The following is a 23,681-nucleotide window of genomic DNA, read 5'->3' as shown; positions in this document are numbered from 1 at the left end:
TTTTCCATCCTCACCCCTATCCCCTGGCCCCTTCCCCCTCTCCTGGCATAAGTCAGGAGAGGGGGAAGGGGTTGTGGGGTTGGGGGTTAGGAAAGGGCAGAGACGGGGGGCTGAGGAGATACAAAAACTGAATAATATTTAATCCAATCGGAATTTCGATAGACAAACCAGTTCAAGGCATAGTAAGCCGCCTCCTGGAAATACATGGATTTTAAAATAAAGGAATGTTATATGGACACAGCCCTGCTCAGAAACCGCCGAAACCGTTCCCGGTGGATCGCTGCCGCGGCCGCCGCGTTTGTTCCTTTGTTTGTGATCCTTTTCTTCCAACACGGTGTGACCCAAGCGCAGGAGGGCGAACAAACCGAGACGGCCACTTCGACCTATCCCGCCACCTTCACGCCGACGCTGACCGAAACGGCGACGGGGATGTATACGCCGGCGCTCGTCCAGCCTCCGTCCGCAACCGTCTCTCCGACCCACTCGCCGACCGGTACCTTGACCGAGATGCTTTCCCTAGTCCCTTCGAATACTCCGACGAGAACGCGGACCTCAACAAGAACGCCGGATTCCCTGATCATTGTCACCAATACCAACGACAGCGGACCCGGATCGTTGCGCCAGGCGATCGCCGACGTGGCCTCCGGCGGCAAGGTCGAATTCGATCCCGATCTCGCGGGGCAGACCATCACGCTTCACTCCACATTGGAGATCACCCGCAGCCTGCGGATTGACGGCTTCGACCTCAATCCGCATATCGCCCTTTCCGGCGGCGGGGGGGGGCGCATCTTCCGCATCAGCGGGGCGATTCTCGTTTCCATGAACTCGCTCATTCTGCGGGACGGGTATGTCAGCGGTTCGACCAATGATTATTCCGGCGGTGCGATGTACGTGGGCGATGGCGCTGAAGTCCAAATCGTCAACATTGCTTTCAGTCAAAATTCGGCCTATCAGGGAGGGGCAATCTACGCCGGGCCGGGAACAACTAGCTTCATTAGCCAATGCGCCTTTACCCAAAATTCCTCGGCGGCCCGCGGCGGAGCGATACGCGCAGAGAATACCAGCCGCTTCGAAGTGTATGGGAGCGGTTTTTTCCAAAATGCGGCTGCGACCTACGGCGGGGCGGTTTCCATCGACGGCGGGACAAACCGCATCCAACAGGATTCCTTCGACGGCAATCACGGCGAATTGGGGGGAGGAGCCTTGGACATCCGGGATTTCCACAGCCTGGGGTACGGCATCCGGCTGAACTGGTTCCGCATGAACACCAGCCACGGGAACGGCGGGGCGGTCCTGTTCGAGGATGTCAACCCACGGACGATAATCCTTGAAACCAATACGTTCTACTCAAACCAATCGGATGCTTTGGGCGGGGCCGTGTATTCCGCCGCACAAATTAACGCATACAACAATACGTTTTCGCGAAACCGGGCGGACGGGTCGGGGGTGGGCGGCGGTGGAAGCATGTACCTTACCGGCGAATCGGTTTCCGTCTTGTGGAACAACATTTTTACGGGCGCGGCCAACGGCGGGGAGTGCGCTGCGGAAGCCGGAGCCGCCGCTTCCGGCGGCAGCAACCTTGTGGCGGACGGATCTCCCGCCTGCGCGCCTTCGCTGACGGGCGATCCGATGATCGGGCCTCTGGCCGACAACGGCGGAAACACCCTGACGATGGAGCTGCTGTCGGGGTCGCCGGCGATCGATGCCGGAGACGACGCCCATTGCGGCTCCTCCGACCAACGCGGCGTGGTCCGCCCGCTTGGGGCGCATTGCGACCTCGGCGCATTCGAGTCCGGCGGGATGGTCGTGCCCACCCGCACCCCCACCACCACGCTCACACGGACCAATACAGCCACCATCACCCCGGCGACCCCAACGCTCACCTCCACCGATACGCCTACGCCCACGCGTACCGATACATACACTCTCACCCCGAAGACACCAACGCTCACTCCCACCGCCACGCCCACGACCAAGCAAACCGAAACATCCACTTTCACCCCGGAGACTCCTACGCTCACCCCCACCGACACGCCCACGTCCACACGGACTCCGCGGACCATGACGAATACTCCGACGGTCACCGTGAGCAGAACCAGGACCGACACGCGGACAAGGACGGACACGCCGAACGTCACATACACCGATACGCTGACGCCGACGGTAACCGGTGGCATAACGCCGATACCCCCCGAGGTTGGTTCCTGCCCGCCGATTCCTTATCCCGGGCTTCCGCCGTTGCCCGGCGGAAGAGGGTTATATCCGGGCTCGATGGCCGTGACGTATTTCAACGATGCCGGGCGGATGGATTATCTGCTGGATAATCCAATCAACTGGGACACCTTGACCGCTCCCGCCATATCCACCTGGTTCGTATCGTCCGTAGATTTCTCCTGGGACGGGCAATCGCCCGCGCCGGGCGTGAACGGCGTCTTCTGGAGCGCCTGCTTCCAGGGATATCTTCAGGTTCCGGCGGACGGAACCTACATGTTTTACCTGGACAACCTGGACGACGGCGGCATGCTATACGTCGGGGACTTGGAAACCCCGATCATTTCCTCCTGGCTTGTTCAGGGCCCGCATTTCTATCAGGCGGATGTTACCCTCAGCGAGGGGATCCTGCCGATCCGGTTGCTGTACGCCCAAGGGCCGGGGACGCAATCTTCGGCGACCCTGGCTTGGAGTTCGGCGTATTTCGAAAAAGAGGTCATTCGGGGCGCGACGGCCAAGTACGCAACGCAGACGTGGACGACAACGAAATCGCCGACGATCACCGGAACTCCCACCGATACCCCGACGATCACCGAGACTCCCCTCGGAGGACTCCCGGATTTAATCATCTCCTCCGCCCATATCAGCTCCAAGGACGGGCTGCATGGAAGTTGCCGCACGGGCGGCTACCAAGCGCAACTGGCCGTCACGATTCGAAACGTCGGCAACGCCGAGGCGAGGTCTTTTGTCGTCGACGTAAACGGAACGCAGCAGACGGTCGGAGGCTTGGCGGCGGGCGCAAGCGAGACCCTGTGGTTTTCAAAGTTCGGCAATCTGACGATCACGGCCGACTTCTACAACTCGGTGGCGGAGAGCAACGAGGGCAATAATTCCTACAGCCATTTCTTCCCGACGGTTACTCCGCCGCCTGTCTGCACCAACACCCCCACGCCCATCACGTCGACCCTGACCAGTACCAGCACCTGGACGGAGATCCCGACCGTGACCGACACGGTGCAACGTTCGCTTACGCCCACTCCCACCTCCTATCGCGAAGCCCATGTGAAGGTCGTGAACGCCAGCGGGCAGCCGCTGGAGGGCATCCCGGTGATCTACGAATATGTCAACAACGGAATGACGGGCGGCCAGCGGTACACCGACAGCTCCGGGGAGGTAATGTTCGTCTTCCAGTTCTATCCCACCGTCCGATTCATGGCCGAAAGGGAAGGGAAAGAATTCTGGAGCGGCGAATGTTTTGTCCCATCCCGGTGTTTCATCACCATCCGGACCGACGACCCGGTGGATGTGACGGTTCTGGATTCGGCCGGGGAGCCCCAGGCGGGAGTACTGGTAAAAGCCTACGATGGATTGACCTACAGCGGAATCGACGGCATCACCGACTCGCAGGGAGTGGCGACGCTCTGGCTGCCGGCGGGCAACTACCGTTTCCGCGTGGTCAAGGACGGATCGATCTTCTGGAGCGGCGTGCAGAATCATTGCGCGGTCTCAGGGTGCACCGACGCGACCGTCCGCTTTAATGATCCGGTGACGATTACGGTGCGGAATCTCAGCGGGCAGCCGCAGGCGGGCGTGCCGGTGATGGCCTTTGATGGGACGGCGTTCACGGGGTATTCCGGATACACCGATGCGCAAGGGCAGGTGAGCTTCATCATGCCGGACGGGAATTACCGGTTCCGGGCTTATCAGAACAACCGCTTCTTTTGGAGCGGCGCCTCGAATCATTGCACCGTCCCCGGCTGCGACAACATAAACATCAATGTCGACAACGTCGTGGTGGTGACGGTGCGCGATTCCGAGGGCAATCCCGAGGCGGGGTTGAACGTGCTGGTGTACGACGGGACGAGTTACGCCGGGTACGCGGCCTACACCAACGCCGCCGGAGAGGCGACCCTGGCGCTGCCGGAAGGGGACTACCGGTTCCGGGTGGCGAAGAACGGGACGGCCTACTGGAGCGGGCCGACGAACCATTGCACGGTTCCGGGATGCGGAAGCGCCGAGATCGCGATCAACCTGCCGGTGATGGTAATGGTGCGGAACCTGAGCGGGCAGGTGGAGGCCGGATTGATCGTCCAGGCCTACAACGGCGGGACGTGGGCTGGATACACAGCAACGACCGATGCGGCGGGGCAGGCGAGCTTCCCGCTTCCGGAGGGGAGCTACCGGTTCCGGGTGTACAAGAACAGCCGCTCGTTCTGGAGCGGGGAAACGAACCATTGCGACGTGCCCGGATGCACGAGCGCACTGGTGACGGTGGACGACACGGTGATGGTGACGGTGAAGGATTCGGAGGGCAATCCGGAGAGCGGGATCAAGGTGCAGGCCTATACGGGAAGCACGTATGCGGGCTATTACCTGTACACCGATGGAGAGGGGCGGGCGGCGATGACGCTGCCGGCGGGGGATTACCGGTTCCGGGTGGTGAAAGGGGGAACGGCGTTCTGGAGCGGGGCGGGGAACCACTGCACGGTGCCGGGATGCGGAAGCGCGGAGATCACGATCAACCTGTCGGTGACCGTCCGGGTGGTGAATTTGGACGGAGTGCCGGAGGCGGGGATCCAAGTAATCGCCTACGATGGCTCGACCTATGCGGGGTACTACGGGACGACGGACGCGGCGGGGGAAGTGACGTTCACGATGAAGGATGGGGAGTACCGGTTCAGGGTGACGAAGAACAACCGGTTCTTCTGGAGCGGGGAGGAGAACCACTGCGCGGTTCCCGGATGTTCGCAAGTGACGGTGGTGGTGGACAACACGGTGGTGGTCAGCGTGCACAACACATCCGGGGATCCGGAAGCGGGGTTGAACGTGCTGGCGTACAACGGCTCAGCCTACGCGGGATTCGCGGCGTACACGAATGGGCAGGGTGAGGCGACGCTTGTGCTGCCGGCGGGGGACTACCGGTTCCGGGTGGCGAAGGGCGGGACGGCGTTTTGGAGCGGGACGGGGAATCACTGCACGGTGCCGGGCTGCACCGACGCCGTGATCACCACAACGATCCCGGTGGTGGTCACGGTTCTGGATACCGACAGCAATCCCGAAACCGGGCTGACGGTGCAGGCCTTCAACGGATCCGCATATGCGGGGTATTCGGCGGTGACGAACGTGCAGGGGCAAGTCAGCTTCACCCTGCCGGAAGGCAGCTACCGTTTCCGGACGATCAAGGGCGGCCAGATTTTTTGGAGCGGCTCCGCCAACCACTGCATGGTGCCGAGCTGCGAAATTACGAACATTACCACAGGAGAAGGTGCGTTGGCCGTCTCCACGGGAATGTATTGGTCCACCTGCGCGGTTACCACACTCGGCAATCTTAAATGCTGGGGTCAGAATTACTCAGGTCAATTAGGGGATGGAACCACTGAGGATCGATTCTATCCAACGTTGGTCGTTGGGTTGGATTCAGCCGTTCAGGCTGTCTCCACTGCCTTTGGCCACACCTGCGCGATTACCGCCGGTGGGGGAGTGAAATGCTGGGGAGAAAACGGTAACGGTGCTTTAGGAGACGGCACAACGACGGGTCGGTTGACGCCCGTAGATGTTATCGGATTATCGAGCGGGGTTGTGTCGGTGGCGAGCGGATATGGTTTTACCTGTGCCCTGACGGGCGATGGCGGTGTGAAGTGCTGGGGGTTGAATAATTTAGGCCAATTGGGAGACGGAACCTGCAGCTACCAAAGCGACGTTCCGGTGGACGTGGTGGGATTATCCGAGGGGGTGGTGTCGATCTCGGAGGGGGAGGATCATGTCTGTGCGGTGCTTGCCGGCGGAGGGATTAAGTGCTGGGGAGGGAATGACAGTGGCCAGCTTGGGGACGGAACCACCGCTCAGCGATGCGCTCCCGTCGATGTAATCGGATTGGGCGGTCCGGGAACTATGGTTTCTTCCGGATATTATTTTACCTGCGCGATTTCTGCGGGCGGCGGAGTAAAATGCTGGGGAGCAAATTACGCCGGCGAACTTGGAAATGGCACCAACGAAATTTCTCTGATACCGACGGACGTGGTCGGCTTATCCAGCGGTGTCATCGCCGTCGCCGCGGGCGAAAACAACGCCTGTGCAATTTCTGCGGGCGGGGGGTTGAAATGCTGGGGTTCTAATTTCCGTCGGCAACTAGCGCTAGAGGAATTCGAAATGAGCAACGTGCCTGTCGATCGGCTTGAATTTCCCAGCAATGTCGTGAGTGTCTCGGTCGGCTCAGTGGCCATCTGTGTTATATCGACGGACAAACGGTTGGCATGTTGGGGTCAAAATTGGTATGGGGAAATCGGAGACGGAACCGATGATCTGGTCTTGTGGCCATTCAACGTCCCCTTATGAGCCATCATGTGGAAGCCGGAATTGGCCCATTAAAAAAAATGTGATCGGGACCGGATAGTTGGACCGGTCGATTTCCGCCCAGGCAAAGCTCGCAGCCCTGCAAAAATCCGGTTAGTTCTTTTCCCGCGTAAAAATTTACCGATGCTTTACGCGGGAACTTCTTTTTTTCGCATCGGCGTTTCTTCCCCCTTGACACTAGAACAAATGTTCTGCATACTGTGGGCATGGAGAATGAACGCGTGCTCGATGTCTCGCAACCGGCGCCGGCCGGCTTGGCCGCGCTCTACGGGCCGGATTCCGTCCCGCTGGCGCTCGCGCTGACCGCCCAGATCGCCCTGCGGCGGCCGGTATGGGTGATCGACGGCGGCAACCGCTTCGACGCGCTGTGGCTGGCGGAGTACGCCGCCCGGCTCGGACAGCCTCCCGAGCCGGTCCTGGACCGGATCCACATTTCGCGCGCCTTCACCTGCCACCAGATGGCCGAGCGGATTCTTTCGCTGCCTGCGGAGGCCGCGCCGCTGGTGATCCTACACCTGCTGGATACGTTCTACGACGAAAATGTGCCGATCACCGAAGCGCGCCGGCTGCTCAATGCGCTATGGCCCGTGCTGCGCCGCCGCAGCCGGGAAGTTCCGGTGGCGGTCACCCTGCGCCCGCCGCGTTCCGAACGCGTCGCGGACCGCGAAGGCTTCTATTCCGGAATCCTGCGCCGGGCCGACCGGCGCGTTGGGCCGGAGTTGGAGAATCCCGCGCCGCCGCCCCCGCCGGCGCTTCCCGGATTCGAATCCTACGGGCGGCGCTCCCGCCAAGCAGGGACAGGCGCCGGGGAGGATCGGGACTTCCGCCATCCGCTGCCGCCGATGACGGACCTCTCCTCCACACCCCCAACCCCTCTCCCCATCCCCTTAAGGGGAGGGGGAGAGGGGTGTCCTCGTCCCGGCGTTTGTCAGGGAGAAGGGCGGGGAGAGGAGGCGAGGTCAGGAGGTTGAATCATGGGACGGACCCTGGTTTCCATCACCCAACAGTTGGCGCAGGCCGAACAGCGCCTGGCGCGCTACCGCCGCGCGCTCAGCCGCGCCGACCAAAAGATCTTCGACGAGCTGTTCGCCCTGGCGCGCCGCCGGCTGGCGGCCTCTTCGATGGCCGCCGACCCGCTGCCGATGCAAGTCATCCTGCTCGGGATGCTGATCGGCGTGGCTGGCGCGTACGCCCGGCTGGCCGAGCGGGTGGACGCGCTGGAGCGCGGGAAGGACGCTGGGCCGGGCGAAGCGTAGGTTAAAATGTACCTACCGCCTCCTGTTTCTGGGGCCGTCGATTAAACGGGAAGACGGCGTTTGTAGAGGATGCCCTGCAGTCGTCTGTCCGTCATTCCCGCGTGGGTTAAGCGGGAATCCAGGAGCTCAACGACTGTATGCCCGCTGGAAACACTCCCGTTGCGCGAGCCTGCCCCGGCGTGGGTCGGGCCGGGGGAGACGGTGCGGGCATGAAGATTCAAATGCGGCATGTGGCTCTTGGTCGACAGCTCCAGGAAGAGGAGGGAGGACAGGAAGGTTGCCGGTGACGATTCCCAGTGTCCCGATTTTCGGACTCGAGTGGCACATCCGCCAAAGCCCGGCGCAGCAATTGCTGGTGGCCGACCCGTTGCGGCCTTATGTCCGCTTTGAGCCGATCGCGTGGGGCGGCGAAGCGCTGCCGGCGCTGACGGCCGCCCAGCGGCGGTCGCCTGTGCGCGTGTTCTTCCAGCTGCCGCCGCCCCCGGAGCTGGCGGCCGATCCGGCATTACGCGTCGTGTGGATCCCGATGTGGGACGAGGCCCGCGGCTACGAGGAGGATTGGTGGCGGCGCCTGCCGAAATCCTTGCGGGTGGTCGCCTTCTCGCGGGAGGTCGGCCGCCGCGCAAAGGCGGCCGGTCTGGAAACGCTCGCGGTGCGCTATTTCCCGCCGGACGATCTCCCGCCGGCGGATTGGAGCGGCGGGCGGGTTCTCTTTTACTGGAACCGGAGCGGGCTGGTGGGAATGGACTTCCTGGACCGATTTTGCCGGGCGCTCGCGGTTGACCGGCTGATAGTCTTCCGCACCGCGCAGGACCGCGTGCCGGCGGCGCTGGATTTCTCCCCCGGGGACCGGATCGGAAACACCCGGGTCGAGGTCCGCACGGCCGAGGGGTTGATCCCCCGCGGCGAGTATGCGGACGTGGCCGGCCGGGCGAACATCTTCCTCGCCCCGCGGGACCTCCGAGGGCGTGGGGCTGACCTTCCTCGAAGCGCTGGGGCGCGGCTGCGCCGTGTTCGCCTACGACGCGCCGACGATGAGCGAGTACATCGCCCACGGGGAGAACGGGTTTCTGCTGCGGCGCCGCGGCCGCAGCCTGTGGAGCCGCGCGGCCGCGGCGCTCGAACGGCGGCTGGGCTCCGTCCCGCCGCATCCCGTTTCCGGCCGGCAGGATTGGGGCGCGCTGCGGCGGCTCGACCTGCGGCGGCTGGGGGATGAGGCGCGCCGCTCCTGACGACTCTGTCTGCAGGAATGGACCCATGCGATTCCGCAATATGCCCGGTTCCTTCTGGATCGGTGATTTCCCCGCGGCGGGAGGCGCACGCCCATGACCGCCGAACGCTCCCACGCTTTTCTCCTCGACCTTTATCCCTCTTCCGAAGGCATGGTTCTGTGGCTGAAGGCCGGGGGCGGACGCGCGCGGCGCGTGATCGATCCTTTGCCGATGAGCTTCCTGGCCGCTGGGAAGAACGCCGAGCTGCGCGCGGCGTGGCAGGAAATCGCCGGGTGGAAGCCGGAACTCCGCCTGCGCCGGGAGCGCCGCTTCGAGATCCACCGCGGCGAGGAGATCGACCTGCTGTCCGTCGCCGCGCCGGGCCCGCTCGCCTACCGCGCCGCGGTGCGCGAGGCGCTCGCGCGCTGGCCCGCCCTGGCCTTCTACAACGCCGACCTCGACCCGGCGATGGTCTATTGCGTCGAGCGCGGCGTGTTCCCGCTCGCCGAGTGCGAGTTCACCCTGGAAGGGACGCGGGTGCTCTCCGTCTCCACCGCCCAGACCCGTTGGGACCTGGAGGCCGCGCCGCCGCCGTTCCGCGTACTCACCCTGCGCCAGACGGGCGAACTGCGCGATCCGTCGCGCGGCTACCGCGCGCCGCTCGAGATCGCCGCACCGGAACTCGACACCCGGACCTGCGCCTGGGACGATCCGCGCGCCCTGGTCGGGGCGGTGCGCGGCGCGCTTCTGGAATACGATCCCGACGTTCTGCTCACCGCCTGGGGCGATTCGTTCCTGCTCCCCGCACTCCTGCGCCTGGCGCACAAGTGCGGCGCGGACCTGCCGCTCAACCGCGACGTGCGCCGCGGCGTGCTGCGCAAGCCCGAGCGCTCCTACTTCTCCTACGGGAGAATCGTCCACCGCGCCGCCTCGGTCTGGCTCTTCGGCCGCCTGCACATCGACCGCCAGACCGCGTTCCTGGCCGACGAGTACGGGCTCGACGGTCTGGTCGAACTCTCCCGCACCACGCTCCAGCCGCTGCAGCAGGTGGCGCGCACCTCCTCCGGCACGGGGATCAGCGCGATGCAGACGGCCGAGGCTTACCGCCGCGGATGGCTGATTCCCTTCCGCAAGCGGATGCCGGAGGATTTCAAGACCGCCCTCGACTTGGTGCGCGGCGACAAGGGCGGGCTGACCTTCCAGCCCGAGCCGGGACTCTACGAGCACGTGCTCGAGCTGGATTTCGCCTCGATGTACCCGAGCCTGATGGTCAAATACAACCTCTCGGCCGAGACGGTCGGGCGGACGTGCCCGCAGTGTGTATCCCGAGCGCCGGAAGGCGCGCGGAATCCGCCCGCATCCCCTACCCACGACCCCTTGCCGGACGCTGACCCAACCCCCTTACCCCGCCCGACTTTCGTCGGGCACCCCTCTCCCCCTTCCGTAAGGGCGCAGCAGCGCTGCGCCCCTACGGGAAGGGGGAGAGGGGAAGGGGGAGTAGGGGTTAGGTCGGAGTCCGCGATGGGAGGGGAGACAGGGGAAGGGGGAGTAGGGGTTAGGTCGGAGCCCGCGACGGGTGGGGAGAAGGGGAATGCGAACCCGGCGATCATCCCCGAGATCGGCTACGCTGTGTGCCAATGCCGCAAGGGGATCGTCCCGCTCACGCTCGCCCCGCTGCTCGAGAAGCGCTTGGCGCTCAAACGCGCGGCGCGCGTACTGCCCGAGGGGCCCGAGCGCGAGGTGCTGAGACGGCGGCAGGTGGCGCTTAAATGGCTGCTGGTGACCTGCTTCGGGTACCTCGGCTACAAGAACGCGCGTTTCGGGCGGATCGAGGCCCATGAATCCACCACCGCCTGCGGGCGGGATACGCTTCTGCGCGCCAAGGAGATCGCCGAGGAGCGCGGCTATCTCTTCCTGCACGCGCTGACCGATGCGCTGTGGGTCCACAAGCCGGGCTCGTCCGACGCCGACCATCAGGCGCTGGTGGAGGAGATCGGGCGCGAAACCGGCGTGCGGATCGACATCGAAGGGCTCTACCGCTGGCTGGTGTTCCTGCCCTCGCGCCAATATGCGGCCAACCCGGTGGCCAACCGCTACTTCGGCGCGTTCGAGGACGGCAAGATCAAAATGCGCGGGATCGAAGCCCGCCGCCACGACACCATCCGCTGGATCCGCGAGGCGCAGGCCGAGATGCTCGAAATCCTGGCCCGCGCGCAGAACGCGTCCGAATACCGCGCGCGCCTGGCGGAGGTGTTTGCGGTCGCGCGCAGGAAGCTGGCCGAACTGCGGCGCGGCGAGGTTCCGCCGCACCAGCTCGCCGTCCTGCACCGCATCTCGCACCCGCCGGAGGAATACCGCGCGAATTTGCCGGTGGCGCTGGCGGCGCGCGAGCTGGCGGCGAGCGGGGTGCACCTTTCGCCGGGCGAGGCGGTCGAGTTCGTGCTCACGCGCGGGGGCAGCGCACGGCCCTACGACCTCTGGCGCGAAACCGACGCGCCGGATCCCGTCCGCTACCGCGAGCTGTTCCTGCGCATGCTCGAGAGCCTGGCCGTCCCGGCCGGCTGCGACCGCGCCGCGATCCTCGCCGAGCTCGACGGGATTCGCCAGGATCCCCTGCCGGGGATGGAGTGGGTCGCCGCCGGCGGATTGCTGCCGGCGGCGGCGTGAGGCGGGGATGAGGATGATCCCGGAGTCATTCGGAAGGGCTGCAGGCGCCGAGGAATCGACGGGTCATGGAAGATTCCTCGGGCTCTTCGAGCCCTCGGCTTGACATCCAAAGGATCGTTCCGGGCTGAGAGCGAGGGATCGGTTAAAATTGCCGAAACCTATGGCCGCAGCAAGCAACCTCCCCTGCCTGACCGACCCCACCGGGCGCGAGCACCCGCTCGCCGGGTCGGTGACTTCCATTGGACGCGTTTTGGAAAACGACGACGACGTCGTCATCACCAGCAAGCGCGTTTCGCGCGAACACGCCCGGCTGCTTCGCTGGGATCGAAAAACCATATTGGAGGATGCCGGAAGCACCAACGGCACCCTCCTCAACGATGAGCAGGTCCGCGAGAGGAAGGAACCGGCCGACGGGGACCGGATCACCGTCGGCGACGTCACCTTCATCTTCCTCGATCCGGAAACCACTCTGCGCGATTCCTCCGCCGTCGAGCTGGAAATCGACCGTCCGTCGGGGATCGTACGCATCAACCGCAAGGTGATCGCGCTTTCCCCCAAGGAATTCCTCCTGCTCGCCTAACTTTACGACCACCGCGGACAGGTCTGCGCCAAGGATGACATCGGCCGGGCGGTCTGGCCCGAGTGCCGCGAGGGCGTTTTCGATTATCAGATCGAAAACCTCGTCCGCCGCCTGCGCAACCGGCTGGAACCGGATCCGAAAAACGTCCGCCTGCTCCTGAATTTGAGCGGGCAGGGTTACAAATTGGTCGTTTAAGCCGGTAGAAAAAACCCACGGAGGACACGGAGGATTATCCAATGTGTTTAACTGTGCTTCTCCGTGCCCTCCGTGGACATAGGGTCGCTTTCATCCTTCCCGGTTCGACTCCCTGCTTTCATTATTCCGAACCATCTCCTTCTTTTCCCCCAATTGGGCAGCCGGCGGTTGGCGAATTGTTAGCTTGCGGATAGGCTTCGCACCGCGTCGCCGGGGTATCCTTTCTTCCAAGGAAGGTGACCGATGACGAATCCGTCCTACCAAAACCCACGATCGTCCGTTTCCCGGATCGTTCCCACAGCCATGGGATTGATGTTCCTGCTGTCCGGAGCGCTGCTCAGCGTCCTGACTCTGGCTTCGCTGACCAACTGGTGGTCGCTGTTTATCCTCTTCCCGGGTTTGATCTTTCTTGGCACCGGTGCGATCCTGGCCTTCACCCTGGGTGGACGCAATCCCGCGGCGCTTTGGTTTACCGGCGCCGGCCTGGTGGTGAGCACGGTGGCGGTGATGTTCCTGCTCGGGACGGCCGAAGTCGGCCGGCCGGCTTTGCGTCCTTGGGTCCGCATGCGCCTGTGGCTGGGGGCCGATGTCATGATTCTGGGCTCAGTGTTTCTTGTTAATAACTTCAGCGGGAATGCGGTTTTGGACTCCTGGCACCCTTTCCGCTGGAGGGGGATGTTCATCCGTCTGTCCGGCCTGGGAGCGTTCAATAATGCGGCCAACGCAGGGCGATCGGGATTCAGCGGACGGCACTTGGTTGTGCGTTCGCTGGCGGCTTTCGGCCTCGCCGCCTGTGCGGTGACTCTCGCCACTTTTCTGAACGCCGAATGGGCGCTTCAGGTCGCCGCCGGGCTGGCTTCCGCCGGACTCCTTTTCATCCTTTGATCGTGCCCGAATCTCGCTGCGGGAGCGGACAGCCATGAGCGACAGATCCTTGGAAGGCAAGACGTTGGGAAAATACCGGGTGCTGCAATCCCTCGGTCAGGGCGGGATGGCGCGGGTTTACCGCGCCTACCACCCTCAGCTGGAGCGCTACGCGGCGGTCAAGGTCCTGCGGCAGGATGTGGACGGCGAAGCGGAAATGACCGCCCGCTTCAAGCGCGAAGCCAAGGCCGTCGACGCTTTGCGCTATCAGCATATCGTCCAGGTCTTCGATTTCGACATCCAGGACGACCTGTGTTACATGGTGATGGAGCTGGTCGAGGGCGACTCGCTCAAGACCCGGCTGACCGATTACCGGACCCGGGGCTGCCGCCTCTCCGAAGGCGAAGCGGTGCGTATCGTGCTCGATGCATTGGACGGGCTGGAGGATGCCCACCGCGCCGGAATCGTGCACCGCGACATCAAACCGGCCAACATCCTGCTCACCGGCGACGGCGCGGCCGTGCTGTCCGATTTCGGCACCGCCCAGGTGGCGGGCGGAACCCATTACACCTCGAGCGGCGCGATGATGGGAACCCTGCAATACATGGCTCCGGAGCAGGGGATGGCCCGCGCCGACGCACGCAGCGACATTTACTCCATGGGAATCGTGCTGTATGAGATGCTGGTCGGCCAGCCGCCGTTCGACGCGGATACGCCCCTGGCCATCCTGCTCAAGCATATGAACGACCCGCTTCCCATCCCCCGCGTAATGAATCCGGAAATTCCGGAGTCGCTCGAGCGGGTTCTACTGAAAGCCCTCGCCAAACAGCCGGAGGATCGCTACGCCTCCGCGAAGGAAATGGCGCGGGCGCTTGCGGACGCGGCCGCCGGCGCCGGGCTTGCCGTCCCGGAGAAGGGGTCGCCTCCGTTCACGTTCACACCCGCCGCCCCCGACGCCGATACGGTCGCGATCTAAACCGCGGCGGACCGTGCCAGACTGGCGGACGCCGAATTTTCCAAGGACCGGACGGACTCGAATCTGAAGCGGGCTTTTGCGCGCTGAGCCCCGCCCCGGGAAGACCCCCGCCGCACGATCCGAATTCTGCGGACGGTTTTCGTTTCCCTCTCGCTCATTCTGCTGTACCTGACGTTCAGCCTGACGGCGGCCGCCGTCCTGAACCGGGAAGAGATCCTGTCCGACTCTTGGCCGGTAATGATCCTGTTGCCGGTTTTTCTCCTGGGAGGCCTCGGGGAGGACTTGGACAACCCGTGGGTGTTCGTTCCCATGCCGCTGCTCTTGCTAACCGCCGTTCTGCTGGGGTTTTATGTGGGCACAGGGCGGTGGGATCTGTGGCCCGGGTGGCTGCTCGAGCCGATTGCACTCTTCCTGGGCATAGCCGTTTGCGTGAGGGAGGCGGCCGACCCGCGGCGCAATGATTTTCGGCTGGCCCGGCTGTCCCGCCGGATAGTCACGGCCGTCGGATTGATCTTTTTCATCGCTTGGCCGACTGTCATTTTCGTTAGGATCCTCGCCCAATAAGCGGGGAAAAAAAGGAGGCAACAATGAATCAAAAGGTTTCCACAATGATCGGCACGATATTGATTCTGCTGGGAGGGCTGTTCCTGCTGGTCAACGCGGCCTTCCAGGCCGCCGGATTCTGGATCTGGCGGACGTGGCCGCTGTTCATCGTCGGGGGCGGGGCGATGTTCATGCTCGTTCCCTTGTTCTACCGGGCGCAGACATGGACGGGCGTGTTCTTCATCCCCGGGACGTTGATCCTCGCCGCCGGACTCCTGCTCTTGTTTTCGAGCATCGGCCGTCAGTGGGATATCTGGAGCTGGGGCTGGTCGCTGATCGTCGTCGCCCTCGCGGCCGGGTTGGTCCTGGCGGCCCGGACGACCCGGATTCTGTGGATGGGCGTGCCGGCGATTCTGCTCGGGGCGACGGGGTTGATCCTCTTGTACTGCGCCGTCACCGGCAACTGGAGCGACTGGGTCTGGCTGTGGGGCTTCGAGGTGGCGGCCGTGGGCGGCATGATCCTTGCCATCGGCTGTCTCGCGAAAAACCTGATCGTGCGTACGGTAGGATGGGCTTTTGTCGGTTTCGGCGCCTTCGCCGCCACCGCGATGATGGCGCTTACCGGCCGGAATTCGCAGACGATGTATTTCCTCTCCGCGGCGGTCCTGATTGTCGGCGGAATCGCCTTGATCGCCGGCGGGTTGTTATCCGGGAAAAAACGCCTGCCGAATCCGGCCCCATCGGCGCCAACCAGTAAGAACTTCTACTCCGGTCATCAGGGAGCGCCCGCCGGGATTGTATCCGGAAGGCGTTCTTTTTGCTGTCATGGGAGTGCGTGAAAAAAACGGCAGGGCAAGCCCCAATCCTTTCCGATCCGGCCGAATCGGCGGTCCGACTGACGCATGGCAATCCCTTCATCCAAAATCAATTAAAAAGGTATTTGGATCGTACCTGCTCAGATTGTCTATTTCCGTGTAAAAATCTCAAAATGGAGTTGCCGGCGTTCTTGATTTAATTTGTCATCCCAGCCTGATTCCCCCGTGCCCGACCTCGCACTCGCCCTAGCGCAGTGGGCGAAGCGGGGGAAGAGGGGTTCGAAGCCGGGATCCAGTGATTTTTGATATTTCAATGGATGCCGGCAAAAATCAATCCCCGGCGAAGAACGCGCCGAGGGCGGTCGCCGGCATGCTGGGCAGGCACTTTGGATTAATCAAGGTTTTATCCGATGCAAAATTCCATCCGACCCGTTCGAAGGCCGATCCGATTGCGGATTCTGCGGGTTGGCGGTCTGCGGCATAACCGTGGCCGCCGTCAATCGCAACGGCGCGCTTGGACGCCGCGGGGCTTAAGGCCTCTTTCTAACCAAAACCGCGGCGGCTGGCGCGGCGAGCCTGTGGAATTGAAAAATAATCTGGATCGAAAATGAAAAAGATCATAAACAGAAGCTTTCCGGATTTCATCAAGAAGCATCCGCTCTTTATCGGAATAAAGAACCGGATTTACGGGCAGGGTGCGGCTCGGCGCAAAAACCGGCGCCTATGGCGTCTTCTGCAGAGTCGGTACGGCCCGATGTGCTGGCAGAAACGGCAATTCTAAAATTATTACAAAATCGCAGAGGAGTTCGCCGCAAAATACGAACCGGCCGCCGGCCAGGTGATTGACGTCGGTTCGAACAGGGCCGAGGTGGTGAACCGACTGACGTGGATACCCCGAAAAGTCGTGCTGGATATCCTCGAGATCCCGCCGAGACCGGGTGTGGAAATTATCTGCGCGGATTTCTTTTCCTATGTCCCGAACGCCAACTATGATTTAGTGTTATGCCTCGAGGTGCTGGAGCATCAGCAGGATCCGGCCGGGTTCGCTGGAAAACTCATGGAATTGGGACGGACGCTTATTCTTTCGGTTCCCTATTGCTGGCCCTCCGGACTAGTCCTCCGCCATATCCAAGATCCCGGGGATGAGGCAAAAATAAAATCTTGGATGGGTTACGAACCCGTCGAAAGCGTGATCGTCGAGGACGCAAACCGGTTCAGGATGGTGGCCGTATACAAGCGGGAGCAAGAAGCATGGCGATGTTCGCTTCTAGGATTGCCCGGTCCCCCCATCAAAAAGAACGGCAATGGATTCCTCGTGTGGCGGCGATGGAGGACCGAGTCGCCGGATAGGGATCTGCGGATCAGCGGTCAAAAATAAACCTGTCCCATGTTACCGCCATACGAATTGCGGGGGAATTACCAAGCGCACCCCTGGTGTTTCAGCGGCAAGTCGTCACCCCGGCGCACTCGTAGGCGGGGTTCGGTGTTTTTGGAAAATATCGGATACGGGCGAGAATCGCGCCGGCAAGACGACCGCAAGTAAGCGGATACGCTTCGAATTGCCATCGTTTTCCAAAGAATTTAACGGCCTTCAGTGGAACCGAAATTCCTGAATGTATCCGGCGCCGTCTATCGAACCATGCTCCAATATTGGGAGACCAGGTTCAGCGCCATCAGCGCATGCAGGACGTTGATCCAAGGCATCCAGCGGGGCGACAATCGGAGAATTACGCCGATAAGGGCCAGCAGTGGAAACATGGCCGATGCCTGCAAAAGTATGTAGGCCGGATCGAAAACCGGCGGCAGAAGAGAAACCTGCAACAGGAACACCGCCAGCGCGATCAGCCACGCCCCGACGGCGGCCGGACGCTTATTCGGCCTTCCGGAGGGAGATAGGGCATTCTCCGCGCCCGGCATGATAAACCCGAAAAACCACGGAAACTCGATCAACCCTTGCGACAGGGGGAGCAGCGCCGTGAGTACGATCAATGCCGAAGTCGGCAGTTCGCCGGCCATCGGAACAGCCTGAAGAACCGGGTTGGCGCTGCGCATCCATTCTTGGAATACGAAGGCCGGAACGCCGAACAGTAAAAGCGCCGCCAGAAACAATCCGCCTTCCACTGCCAGGCGGACGATCCCGAGGCGGGGAAATCGGCGGCGGAGAAATGGCAGGATCCGGCCGGAAATGCCCGGCTCTGGAAACGGCTGGCGTTGAATGCGCCAAAAAGGCACTCCATTCAAACGCGTCCATCGGATCATGATCCCCAGGCAGCAAAGGTTTGCGAAGACGATTGAAAACGGCCACCAGGGTATCGCCGCCTGCCAGGATTGGAATAGCCCGGCCGTGCAAATCTGAGCGGCGAGCAGGAAAACAATCCGCACCAGCGCCAGTGCGGTCCATCCGAATGGATGGATGCCCGAACCGTGGGGCGGCGGGTTAGGGTTGGCCGCGTTTCCTTCAGGCAGACCGCCGCCTCGCAAGGTTGCGTTCGGGAAAGAAGGTGTTTCCGCGGATTTCGGTTTCCGCCGGACTTCACAGCCCCATCGCTTTTTGGATTTAAACAACGGCGTACTCCCTTCTTATGTGTGGACGGTTTTTCCCGTCCGCCGCTCAGACTCTCCGTGGGGGCGTGATCCGAAAAAGGCGGCGAGAAACAACGCCGCAACCGAGATTTGTATAATAGCCATCGGCAGAATCCGTCCCGCCGCCAGCAGGCCGCTGGCGGCGGCGTAGACGCTTGCCCCGATCATCCCGCTCAGGACCGGGAAAACCGTCAACAAGATAACGCCCCGCCGTTCGACCGGTTTGCGGTCCGCCCACACAAGCAGGGCCGTCCACCCGGCCATCAACGATGCACCCACATACATCGCGTAGCGGTATTCGGGTCCGGGGTGGAAATATGGAATGCCGAACAACGCGGCGCCTATCGCGGGAAACAACATCGGCGGAAGCATTACGGCGTCGAGGATCGCGCCGGTCCAGCAGGCGAATCGCAGAAGCAACATGGATCGAGTGCGTATGTTTTTTCCTTCTTTCTTTGCAGTCCCTCCGTCGGCCGTATGCCGCCGGGCGTGGAATGCTCCTGGTTTTTTTCCGCCGTCCCTGCAAGAATCCGTTGGATGCACCGGACCATGCCGAGGGAGGTTCGCAAAGGAAGAACGGCGGAGGTTCCGGCTTTACACGAAGAAGAATGCCGTGTACTATTCCGAACACAATGTTCGGATTAATCTTAGCCGCTTTTCCACGCTTGTCTACAACCGGGAGGCCGGGAATGTCCGATAACGAACAAAAAAAGAAAATTGGCCGGAAACCCTCAACCGCGGACGACCGGCGCACGACTCGCACCCGCCGGGCGCTTAAGCAATCCGCCGCGGACCTGATCCATTCCATGCGCTATGAGGACATCACCGTCCAAAACATCCTCGACCGGGCCGATGTCGGCCGTTCGACCTTTTACGCCCATTTCACCGACAAGGACGACCTGGTCCGGCAGATGTTCGAGGAGATGCTGGAATCCATCACCAGCGGCGTCGAGCCGGGGAAAGGCGGCGCGCCGGCGTTTCCGCTGGCCGGCTTGTTCCGCCGCCTGAAGGACCAACTCGCCGCCCGCGGAGTATGGCAAAGCGACCGCGGGCGGGAGTATCTGTTTTCAATCGGGCAGGCCTATTGGGCGGGGCGGATCGAGCGCGAGTTGACGCGGCGCCGCGGAAAACGGGGAGCGCCCGACGTTCCCATTCCGCTGATCGCGTTGATGGCAACCAGCGCGGCGACCGCGCTGCTGACTTGGTGGATTAAAAATAAAATGCCGTATTCCCCCGAGGAGATGGAGGCCATGTTCGACCGGGTGATGACGCCGGGAATTAAGGCGGTTTGCGGATGAGAACGGGCGGTCACAAAGGCCGCCTCGGGCTTATTGGTACACCAGCCCGGTCCACAAATCCATGACGTTCGTCCCCGTCAGGCCGGTGCGGACGATATCCCCCAGGGCATCGAAAAACGGGTAGGAGTCGTTCTCCTCCAAATATCGATGCGGATCCATCCCCAGCCGGCGGGCGCGGGCAATCGTCCGGCCGTCGACAGAGGCGCCGGCGGCATCGGTCGGACCGTCCACGCCGTCGGTCGCCAGAGTCGCCAGCACAGTCTCCGGCTGACCGTCGAGGACGGTCGCGGCGGCCAGCGCCGCCTCCAGATTCCGACCGCCTTTCCCCTTTCCGTATACGGTCACCGTCGTCTCGCCGCCGGCGATGCAGCACGCCGGCCCGCGACCGCGCAAGCGGATCAGCATTTCGGCGAACCGCCGTCCGGCGTCCCGCGCTTCGCCCCGCCAATCGTCGGCCAGGAAATCCATACGGAATCCCAAACGCAAGGCGGCGGCCGCGGCCGCCTCTCCGGCCGACCGGTTGGAGGCGATGATCCTGTTCTCCACGCGCGAATCCAAAGGCGCCGGCTCGGGCGGATGCGCAATGAATTGGTCCAGGCTCGCCAGAATTGCCGAGGGGAGGGATTCCCGGAGGCGGAATTTTTCCAGGATGGCACAAATCTCCGCCGGCGGCGTCTCCCGGTAGACCGTCGGCCCGGAGGCGATCGTCTGCGGCGGATCTCCGATGACGTCCGAAACGATCAGAGTCAATACACGGGCGGGATGGGCCAGCCGCGCCAGGCCCCCTCCTTTAAGAAGCGATAGCGCCATGCGCAGAAGGTTGATCTCGTGGATCGCCGCGCCGGATTTCAACAATACGCCCGTCAGCGCTTGTAAATCCCCCAAACGGATTCCCGGACGCGGCAGTTCCATCAGCGCGGATCCGCCTCCGGAAAGCAGAACCAGCACCAAATCTTCCTTGGTCGTTCCCTCCAGCAGTTCGGCCGCGGCTTTCCCCGCCGAGAGGCTGCCCTCGGTGGGGACGGGATGTCCGCCGAGGATGAATTTTACGCGGCGTTCCGCCTGGGGAGGAAGGGCGGGCACGCTCATCACGCCGGCCGCGATCCTCCCGCCCAACATCTCCTCCGCCGCCAATGCCATCGCGGCGCCGGCCTTCCCCGCCCCGACGACGAACATCCGTCCCCGGCATTCGAGGTCGGCGCCCGCCAGTCCGCGGCGCACCGCCGCCGCGGGATCCGCCGCGCGCAGGGCTTCTTCCCGAAGGATCTTGAGATGGAGGGGGTATTCCTTGAAAGCCGGCGTCAAGACGTTTTGCCCAGCGGCTAGAGCAAGCCGAGAAACCAGGCCGTTCCCCAAGCGTTGACCAGGATGCTGGCTAGGACAAACCAGGGAAACAGGCGGGGCATGCGTTCCCCGACGGCGAATGCCAACAGGACCATCAGCGGAATGATGAAATCCAAACTGAAGCGGTAGCCGAATTGATACCATCCGGTGTTGAAGTAGGTAAGCAACGGGATCAACAGCAATCCCAGCGATGCCCAGGCGCCGATCAGGATGGGGGATTTGCGGATCGGTTTGAACATGAACAGGAATGCGGGCGTCGTGAGGAACAAGCTTAACCCTTCCCCGCTCGGTGTGATTTTACCCTGGGCTTCGTTCCACATCGGCAGGGAAAACAGCATCACCTTGATGTTCCGCCACACGTAGGCCGGGCTGAATTGCCCATGGGTGTGCAAATCCGCGGCGACCCGCGGGTCCACTTGCGCCGCCATGTATCCGAAATCCAGCGGATTTCCGAAGCGCAGTTGGTTGTAGAGCAGAAGCAGGCCGCCCGCGACGAAAACCGGGATTGCGGAGAGAATCGCCCAGCGCAAGAGGTACCTTCGCTTGTCGGCGATTCCGCTTTCCTGCGCGTGTTGAACGGCGATTCCAAAAAGCAGGGGGTAGGTCAGAAATAAGTTCGGGCGGCCGAGCATCGCCAGCCCGAGTGCGATCCCCGCCGGGAGGGGCGCGTTGAAGTAAACCGCCAGAAACACCGCCAGCGCGATGAAAGTGACCGTGCACAAATGCGCCACGAACCACACCGATCCCTGGGTGGAGATGTACCAATGCACCGTGCCGAAGGCGAACAACGCGGTCAGCCAAAAGGCGTTCTTTTGGGGGAGGGAGATCCACTGCTGGGCGGCGAAGCCCTGCAGCATGAGGAATACCAGCGCCGCGTTGAGCGCGCCCATCAGCCCGGCGAACAGCACGGTCTCCACATCGCCGAGCGCCGCCGCCCAGGGGATCATCAGGATCGCGGAGAGGGGCGGGAAGGGCACGTACCATTTGCCGTCGTGGGGAGTCAGGTCGACCGGCGGCATGGGCGGGTTGGCCAGGTCGAGCCGGCCGTGAAGGAAGGATTGCGCCAGCTGGTTGAAATAGGCCCAGGGGGGCGTTTCCGTTCCCCCGGCCAGCACCGGAGGAAGGCGGTAGAGCAGGAAGGCGACCCCGAAAACGGCAAGCAGGATCAGGCACAGGATCAAGGTGCGTCGATTCTGGCTTTGTGCGCTCATGGATTTCCCTGGGAGGATTTGGATTTGGCGAAAAGCGCTCCGCCGTTACGATTGTATCATCGCCGGGGAAAATGCTTCTCCCTTCACGCCTTCATGATAGAATCGCGACAGCGCTTTCCAGGGGCATCAAGCGAAAGATGACGGTCGATCCGAAGTTCTCCGCGGTCCTGCGCATTCTATATCCGCCTTTACAAAAGAAGCCGGTTCCGATTTGGGCGATTACCGGGAGCCTGGGATTCGCCCTGCAAGGCATGCAGGTCGAAGTCCACGACGTCGACCTGCAAACCGACCGAGCCGGTGCGTATGAAATCGAGCGGCGTTTCTCCTCATACGTCGTCCGCCCCGCCGCCTTTTCCGGAACCGAACGAATCCGCTCCCATTTCGGCGCGTTGGAGATCAACGGGATAAAGGTCGAAATCATGGGGGATCTGCAGAAACGTCTGCCCGACGGCCACTGGGAGGATCCGGTGGATGTGCGGCGGCATCTGCGCCGAATCCTCTGGGGGGGAATGAATCTGCCGGTCCTGTCCATGGAATACGAATATCAAGCGTACCGAATGTTGGGCAGGGAAGAGCAGGCGGAAAGGTTGCGGAAGTGGATGGACCGGCGCAACGCCGGCTGAATGTGGCTCGCCGGCATTATTCCGGCGGCTTTTTCTTCCCCTCGGCCGAGTCCCTCCGCTCCGCTTCATACAACTGAAATCCATTGTAGAGGTTGTGGTACAAGACATAAAAGGTCGGCCCAAGCGCGATCAAGGGGTGAAGGTACGCCAGCGCGACCCAAACGGTGAAAGAATTGTTCTTTTGGCCGAGCGCCTGGCTGGCCTCGCGCCGAAAGGAGCGGCCGCCGATCCACGCCCCCGCCACGAAATTGAGGATGCAGGTCGCCAGGGAAATCAGGGCGATCCATAGCAGCAGCCAGGGCGACACTCCGGTGTTGGCCCGCAGGAAGGCGGACGCTTTGGAAGTGACGATGAACAGCATCATCAGCCAGATCGCAAAGGTCAGCGGCTTCCCGCGCAGCAGCCACCGCTGTCCGGCGGGGAGGAACCGGCGCAGCAGGAACGCCAGAAGGAGCGGGATGAACATCACTTCCAGGACCGAGGGGAGGACCTCCGCGGTCGTGATGGAAACGGTTTCCCCCGCCGTCCAGGGCAGGAGGAAGGGCAGGATGACGGCGATGCCGATGTTGGTAAGCAAGACCGCGGGGACGACGTAATCCACCCTTCCGCGCAGGTACCCGACGATCACCGGAGTGGCCGTGGCGGTGGGGGCGATCGCCGTGAGGAAGCCCACCAACGCCAGGTCCGGGTCGACGCCGCGCAACAGGAAAAACGCGGTCAGCGGAACGGCCAGGTTGGCGAGGAGAATTCCGGCGATGCTGGGATGAAACGAATCGCGCGTGATCCTGAGGTCGAGGAAGGCGAAAAACAGCATGCCGATGAGCAGGAAGGGAAGGATCCCGGCAGCCGCCTCCGCTTGGGGGCACGCGGCGCCGGCCGCGATGGCCAGGAACAAGGCCAGAGTCCGGCCGTACAGCCGCCAAAACCTTTGCCAACGGGCTGGCAAGGGTC

19 protein-coding genes are annotated in these 23,681 nt (G+C 62.7%); 14 read left to right on the top strand and 5 right to left on the bottom strand.

The window, feature by feature from the left end:
* Positions 1-231: 231 nt before the first annotated feature.
* The 12 genes from JW929_12985 to JW929_12930 all read left to right on the top strand — a co-directional run bounded on the left by JW929_12985 (position 232) and on the right by JW929_12930 (position 17,049).
* A complete protein-coding gene (locus JW929_12985; protein ID MBN1440315.1) occupies positions 232-6,546 on the top strand; it encodes a hypothetical protein in 6,315 nt (2,104 codons plus the stop codon).
* A 239-nt stretch (positions 6,547-6,785) separates the two neighbouring features.
* The gene (locus JW929_12980) at positions 6,786-7,535 is read left to right on the top strand and encodes a hypothetical protein (GenBank protein MBN1440314.1); all 750 of its coding nucleotides are present in this window, start codon (positions 6,786-6,788) and stop codon (positions 7,533-7,535) included.
* A 3-nt stretch (positions 7,536-7,538) separates the two neighbouring features.
* Entirely contained in the window at positions 7,539-7,820 is a 282-nt protein-coding gene (locus JW929_12975; GenBank protein MBN1440313.1) for a hypothetical protein, read from the top strand.
* 911 nt (positions 7,821-8,731) lie between these two features.
* The gene (locus tag JW929_12970) at positions 8,732-9,052 is read left to right on the top strand and encodes a glycosyltransferase (GenBank protein MBN1440312.1); all 321 of its coding nucleotides are present in this window, start codon (positions 8,732-8,734) and stop codon (positions 9,050-9,052) included.
* 93 nt (positions 9,053-9,145) lie between these two features.
* A complete protein-coding gene (locus JW929_12965) occupies positions 9,146-11,698 on the top strand; it encodes a hypothetical protein (GenBank protein ID MBN1440311.1) in 2,553 nt (850 codons plus the stop codon).
* A 160-nt stretch (positions 11,699-11,858) separates the two neighbouring features.
* Positions 11,859-12,278 carry an FHA domain-containing protein gene (locus tag JW929_12960; protein MBN1440310.1) on the top strand — a complete coding sequence of 140 codons (420 nt, stop codon included), beginning with the start codon at positions 11,859-11,861 and terminating at the stop codon, positions 12,276-12,278.
* A gap of 39 nt (positions 12,279-12,317) precedes the next feature.
* Positions 12,318-12,473, top strand: coding sequence for a winged helix-turn-helix domain-containing protein (locus JW929_12955; protein ID MBN1440309.1), 156 nt, complete (start codon positions 12,318-12,320; stop codon positions 12,471-12,473).
* 243 nt (positions 12,474-12,716) lie between these two features.
* Entirely contained in the window at positions 12,717-13,358 is a 642-nt protein-coding gene (locus JW929_12950; protein MBN1440308.1) for a hypothetical protein, read from the top strand.
* Positions 13,359-13,392: 34 nt separating this feature from the next.
* Complete coding sequence (locus tag JW929_12945) at positions 13,393-14,313, top strand: serine/threonine protein kinase (GenBank protein ID MBN1440307.1); 921 nt, start codon at positions 13,393-13,395, stop codon at positions 14,311-14,313.
* 282 nt (positions 14,314-14,595) lie between these two features.
* A complete protein-coding gene (locus JW929_12940; GenBank protein ID MBN1440306.1) occupies positions 14,596-14,877 on the top strand; it encodes a hypothetical protein in 282 nt (93 codons plus the stop codon).
* Between the two features lie 23 nt (positions 14,878-14,900).
* Positions 14,901-15,695 carry a hypothetical protein gene (locus JW929_12935; GenBank protein MBN1440305.1) on the top strand — a complete coding sequence of 265 codons (795 nt, stop codon included), beginning with the start codon at positions 14,901-14,903 and terminating at the stop codon, positions 15,693-15,695.
* Between the two features lie 880 nt (positions 15,696-16,575).
* Entirely contained in the window at positions 16,576-17,049 is a 474-nt protein-coding gene (locus JW929_12930) for a hypothetical protein (GenBank protein ID MBN1440304.1), read from the top strand.
* Positions 17,050-17,300: 251 nt separating this feature from the next.
* On the opposite strand, the gene JW929_12925 is transcribed toward JW929_12930, so the two are convergent.
* Together JW929_12925 and JW929_12920 are read right to left on the bottom strand one after the other, a co-directional pair.
* Positions 17,301-18,236, bottom strand: a complete 936-nt coding sequence (locus JW929_12925; GenBank protein ID MBN1440303.1) for a hypothetical protein — start codon at positions 18,234-18,236, stop codon at positions 17,301-17,303.
* Positions 18,237-18,251: 15 nt separating this feature from the next.
* Positions 18,252-18,677 (bottom strand): hypothetical protein, encoded by a 426-nt coding sequence (locus JW929_12920; GenBank protein ID MBN1440302.1) that lies wholly within the window; start codon positions 18,675-18,677, stop codon positions 18,252-18,254.
* 266 nt (positions 18,678-18,943) lie between these two features.
* On the opposite strand from JW929_12920, the gene JW929_12915 reads away from it, so the two are divergent.
* On the top strand, positions 18,944-19,552 hold the full coding sequence (locus tag JW929_12915) for a TetR/AcrR family transcriptional regulator (GenBank protein MBN1440301.1): 609 nt from the start codon (positions 18,944-18,946) through the stop codon (positions 19,550-19,552).
* Between the two features lie 30 nt (positions 19,553-19,582).
* Here JW929_12915 and JW929_12910 read toward each other — a convergent pair whose 3' ends face one another.
* On the bottom strand, positions 19,583-20,857 hold the full coding sequence (locus JW929_12910) for a DUF4147 domain-containing protein (GenBank protein ID MBN1440300.1): 1,275 nt from the start codon (positions 20,855-20,857) through the stop codon (positions 19,583-19,585).
* A 17-nt stretch (positions 20,858-20,874) separates the two neighbouring features.
* Positions 20,875-22,107: a hypothetical protein gene (locus JW929_12905; protein ID MBN1440299.1), complete on the bottom strand. Its 1,233-nt coding sequence runs from the start codon at positions 22,105-22,107 to the stop codon at positions 20,875-20,877.
* Positions 22,108-22,244: 137 nt separating this feature from the next.
* Between JW929_12905 and JW929_12900 the strand changes: the two genes are divergently transcribed.
* Positions 22,245-22,730, top strand: a complete 486-nt coding sequence (locus tag JW929_12900; protein ID MBN1440298.1) for a hypothetical protein — start codon at positions 22,245-22,247, stop codon at positions 22,728-22,730.
* Between the two features lie 16 nt (positions 22,731-22,746).
* Here the strand turns inward: JW929_12900 and JW929_12895 are convergent, their stop codons facing one another.
* Positions 22,747-23,676 carry a hypothetical protein gene (locus JW929_12895; protein MBN1440297.1) on the bottom strand — a complete coding sequence of 310 codons (930 nt, stop codon included), beginning with the start codon at positions 23,674-23,676 and terminating at the stop codon, positions 22,747-22,749.
* Between the last annotated feature and the right edge of the window lie 5 nt (positions 23,677-23,681).

The organism is Anaerolineales bacterium (assembly GCA_016928575.1).
Taxonomy (GTDB): Bacteria; Chloroflexota; Anaerolineae; order Anaerolineales; family RBG-16-64-43; genus JAFGKK01.
The sequence above is the reverse complement of the archived record's forward strand: the minus strand, read 5'-3'. Positions and strand labels throughout refer to the sequence as shown.